Source organism: Deinococcus sp., from assembly GCF_030523985.1.
In the GTDB taxonomy this organism is placed as follows: Bacteria; Deinococcota; Deinococci; order Deinococcales; family Deinococcaceae; genus Deinococcus.
The window spans coordinates 1-3981 of record NZ_JAUNHK010000160.1; the positions used below are offsets into that span (position 1 = coordinate 1).

At 66.7% G+C, this 3981-nt stretch carries 4 protein-coding genes; 3 read left to right on the forward strand and 1 reads right to left on the reverse strand.

The features are described from left to right. From Q4C89_RS14260 to Q4C89_RS14270, 3 genes are all read left to right on the forward strand, one after another. A partial coding sequence (locus Q4C89_RS14260; RefSeq protein ID WP_303103290.1) for a butyrate kinase occupies positions 1-835 on the forward strand: 835 nt, incomplete at its 5' end. Further along, positions 835-1209 carry a hypothetical protein gene (locus Q4C89_RS14265; RefSeq protein ID WP_303103291.1) on the forward strand — a complete coding sequence of 125 codons (375 nt, stop codon included), beginning with the start codon at positions 835-837 and terminating at the stop codon, positions 1207-1209. The genes Q4C89_RS14260 and Q4C89_RS14265, both read left to right, overlap by 1 nt. Before the next feature lie 89 nt (positions 1210-1298). Continuing rightward, on the forward strand, positions 1299-2408 hold the full coding sequence (locus tag Q4C89_RS14270; RefSeq protein WP_303103292.1) for a prephenate dehydrogenase: 1110 nt from the start codon (positions 1299-1301) through the stop codon (positions 2406-2408). A 113-nt stretch (positions 2409-2521) separates the two neighbouring features. On the opposite strand, the gene murA is transcribed toward Q4C89_RS14270, so the two are convergent. Further along, complete coding sequence (gene murA / locus Q4C89_RS14275) at positions 2522-3802, reverse strand: UDP-N-acetylglucosamine 1-carboxyvinyltransferase (protein WP_303103293.1); 1281 nt, start codon at positions 3800-3802, stop codon at positions 2522-2524. Positions 3803-3981 lie beyond the last annotated feature (179 nt).

Sequence of the window (3981 nt, forward strand, 5' to 3'; positions counted from 1 at the left end):
CCTGCTGACCGACGATCCCAGCCCCAGCCTGGGTGCGCCTCTGGCCCTCAAGGTGGGACAGGCGCGGGGCGTTCCGGCCTATCTGGTCGACCCCCAGAGTGTGGACGAAATGCTGCCCGAAGCCCACATGACGGGCGTGCCCGGCGTGCGGCGCGAGGCCCGGTTCCACGCCCTGAACGCCCGTGCTGTGGCCCGCCGCGCTTCGTACGAAGTAGGCAAGCAGTTTCGCGAGGCGCGAGTCGTGGTGGCGCATCTGGGGGCCACGACCAGCGTGACCGCCTTCGACCAGGGGCGCGCCATTGACACCACCGGCACCGCACCCGACGGCGGTCCGATGGGGGCGCGGCAAAGTGGCCCACTCCCGACCCGCGCCGTGCTGCGGCTGCTGCACACCCACGCCGAGGATGAACTGCTGCGGCTGCTCACGCGGGGCAGTGGGTTCTACGCCCTGGCAGGCAGCGCCAACCTCAGCGAGATAGAAGGGCGTCAGGGCGAAGACCCGGTGGCACAAACCGCCATTGCTGCGTTTGTCCATCAGGTCTGTAAAGCCATCGGGGAGCAGACGGCGGCGCTGCCGGGACGCCCCGACGCCGTTGCCTTGACCGGGGGCATCGCCCGCTGGGACGCGGTGGTGGACCTCATCGAGCGGCGGCTGGCCTGGATTGCCCCGTTTATCGTGCTGCCGGGCGAACTCGAACTCGAAGCCCTCGCTGAAGGGGTCGGGCGCGTGCTCCTGGGTCTGGAAGGGGTGCGCGAGTGGACTCCCGAGGGCGTAACCATGCGTCCCGCGTCCGTGCTGCTGCAGCCTGCGGCGGGGGAGGGCGTGAACGGCTGATGGCGCGTCGTTCACTCCGGAGTCGCCCCACCGAGCCACTGCGGGCCACCAGCATGTGGCGGGTCGATCAGGTCTTCCTGGCCCGGCGCGGGCAGCGCATCGAGGTGATCTGTTCCATGGTCAACGACCGGGGCGAACTGAGGCACCTCAGCGTGGTCGCGCCGACTTCCTCGCCCGCCGAGGCAGTGCGGCACGCGGCCCGCTTTGTGGCAGGCAAAGGCAACGTGTTCTCGGCACGGCAGGCACGGGTGCGCTGGGTGCGTGAGCAGGCGACGACGGTGCAAGACGAGCTTATCCGCGACCACACCCTCGAAGACGAGTTTCAGGACGAATTCGAGGAGACGCTGGCTGCCGTGCGCGACCAGTTGCGCTGACGTCTGCCCTTTCCTGAGTTACGGGTACGCCCCAAGTTGCCCGCACAGCGCCGGAGCTTGAGCGGTTTGGGGGTGGTAGCCTCGCCCTCATGAACGATGCTTTGCCCGCCCCTTCCATTTTTTTCCAGCGGGCTGTGGTGGCCGGGGTGGGTTTGATTGGAGGCAGTGTGGCCCTGGGCCTGCGGGAGCGCGGGCTGGCGGGGCACATCATCGGCCTGGATGCCAGCGCGGCGACCCTGCGCGAAGCCGAAGCGCTGGGCATGATCGACGAGGTGCGGCCCCGCGTGGGCGAGTGGCTCAGACAGGCCGATCTGGTCATCCTGGCCGCGCCGATGCGGGCGCTGGCTCCGCTGGCGGCAGAGATGGCCCCCTTCCTGAGTCCATCGGCGCTGGTGACCGACGTGGGCAGCGTCAAGGGAGGCATTGCCGCCGAGTTGCAAGCCCTAGGGGTAAGGCAGTTCGTGCCGGGGCACCCGATGGCGGGCAGCGAACGGGGCGGCGTGACCCATGCCCGCGCTTCACTGCTCGAAAATGCCGTCTGGGTGTTGACCCCCACCGAGCACACGCCGCTGACGGCACTGACCCGTGTGCGCTCTCTGGTGGAGGCATTGGGAGCCGCCCCAGTCGTGATGCCCCCGGAGGCCCACGATTCGCTGGTCGCCACCATCAGTCACTTGCCGTACCTCGCCAGTCTGGCGCTGACCCACATGGTCGCCCGTGACGAGCGGCTGAGCCTGCTGGCGGCGGGGGGCTTCCGTGACCTGACCCGCGTGGCGAGCGGCGACCCCCGCATGAGCCGCGACATGGTGGTCGAAAACCGTGTGGCGCTCCGTGAGGCGCTGGGCCGCTTCCGCACACAACTGGAACGTCTGGAACGTGATCTGGACGACCCCGAGGAACTGCTTGCTGCCGCCCACGAAGGCAAACGCACCCGCGACAGCCTGCCGGTGGTGCGGCGCAGCCTGCTGCCTCTGCGCCATGACCTCGTGGTCGCTGTCCCGGACCGCCCGAATCAAATCGGCGCGGTGACCCAGGCGCTCGGTGAAGCCGGGGTCAACATCAAAGACATCGAAGTGCTGGCCATCAGGGAAGACGGTGGCTCGCTGCGCCTGGGCCTGGAAACGCCGGAAGACGCCCAGAAAGCTGCCGCCATTCTTCAGCAAGTGGGCTATGAGGTACGCCGACGCGGGGCCGGTTGACCAGGGGAGGAAGGGACGCCAAGAAAAATCATCCAAAAAGCGAAGCAGCAAGCCCTTTCGTTCAGAGCTGCTGCCTTCGGCTTTTGCTTTGATGTAGCGCCGGAATACCTATTTCAGTCGTCAGCGGCCAGCATCGTTTCGGGCTGTTCCACCTCGGCCCCGATGCCCCGCAGGCGCTCGGCGAGGCGCTCGTAGCCCCGGTTGAGGTACTGCACGCCGTCAATGACCGTTTCACCTTCGCAGGTCAGCCCCGCAATGAACAGGGCCGCCCCAGCACGCAAGTCGGCAGCTTTGACCGGAGCCGCGTGCAGCTTGCCGCCCTGAATGACCTGGGTGTAACCGCTCACGGTGATGTTGGCTCCCATGCGGTGCAGTTCAGCGACGTGGGTCAGGCGGTCGGGATAGACGGGGTCCTGAATCACACTGGTGCCGGGAACCGTCGCCAGCAACGCGCTCATCTGAGGTTGCAGGTCGGTGGGAAAACCGGGGTAGCTCTGCGTGGTCACGTTGACCGCCTTGAGTTCACGGTCACGGGCATCGACCACCATGCGGTTGCCGTCCTCAAGGATGTCCACGCCCATTTCGGCGAGCTTGGCGCTGACGGCGCGCAGGTGGTCGGCGCGGACATTCGTCAGGGTCAGGCGCGAACGGGTCGCCGCCGCCAGCATCATGAAGGTGCCCGCTTCGATGCGGTCAGGAATCACGGTGTATTCGCCGCCGCGCAGCTTCTCGACGCCCCGGATGGTGAGGGTGTTGGTGCCCGCACCCTGAATGTCCGCACCCAACACATTCAGGAATTCGATGACGTCCACCACGTCGGTGTCGATGGAGGCGTTTTCGAGCACGACGGTCGAATTACCCAGCGCCGCCGCCAGAATCGCGTTGTGCGTGCCGCCGACAGTCAGCAACTCGAACATGAACGTGCCGCTGAGGCTGCCGGAACGCTGAGCGAAGAAGTTGCCCCCGTCCTCCTGCACCTCGGCCCCGAGCGCCCGCAGCGCCTTGACGTGCTGGTCTACCGGACGAGGCCCCCAGGCACAGCCGCCGGGCATGCTGACGGTCGCCGTACCTGCACGGGCCAGAATCGCGCCCAGCACGATGAAGCTCGCCCGCATCTTGCTCACCAGGGCGTAGGGTGCGTCGGTGTTCAGGATTTCGGGGGTATGCAGGGTCAGGCTGTTGGGGCCGACCCAGGCGTGCCGCGTCCCGAGGTGGTGCATCAGTTCGAGAATGGTGTAGACGTCCGACAGGCGCGGAATCCCGTGCAACGTGACAGGTTCGCTGGAAAGCAGAGAAGCAACGATGATGGGCAGGGCCGCATTCTTGCTGTGCTGAACGGCGATTTCGCCGCCAAGTGCGCGGCCTCCGGTAACGTGGAGCGGGGTCAGTTGCATGGTTATTCCTTGATGGGCGCTGCGCGGCACCGGTTCGGTGGTCGTGAACGCGGGAGGGTAGAGTTCGGACGCCTCGGCCTCTCGGGGTCATTTCTCCCGTCAGCCGGACACTAGGCAAACGCATCTTACACATGATGCTCAAGGTGTGTCCAGAGTTGTAGAGACGGACGAAGTAGCGG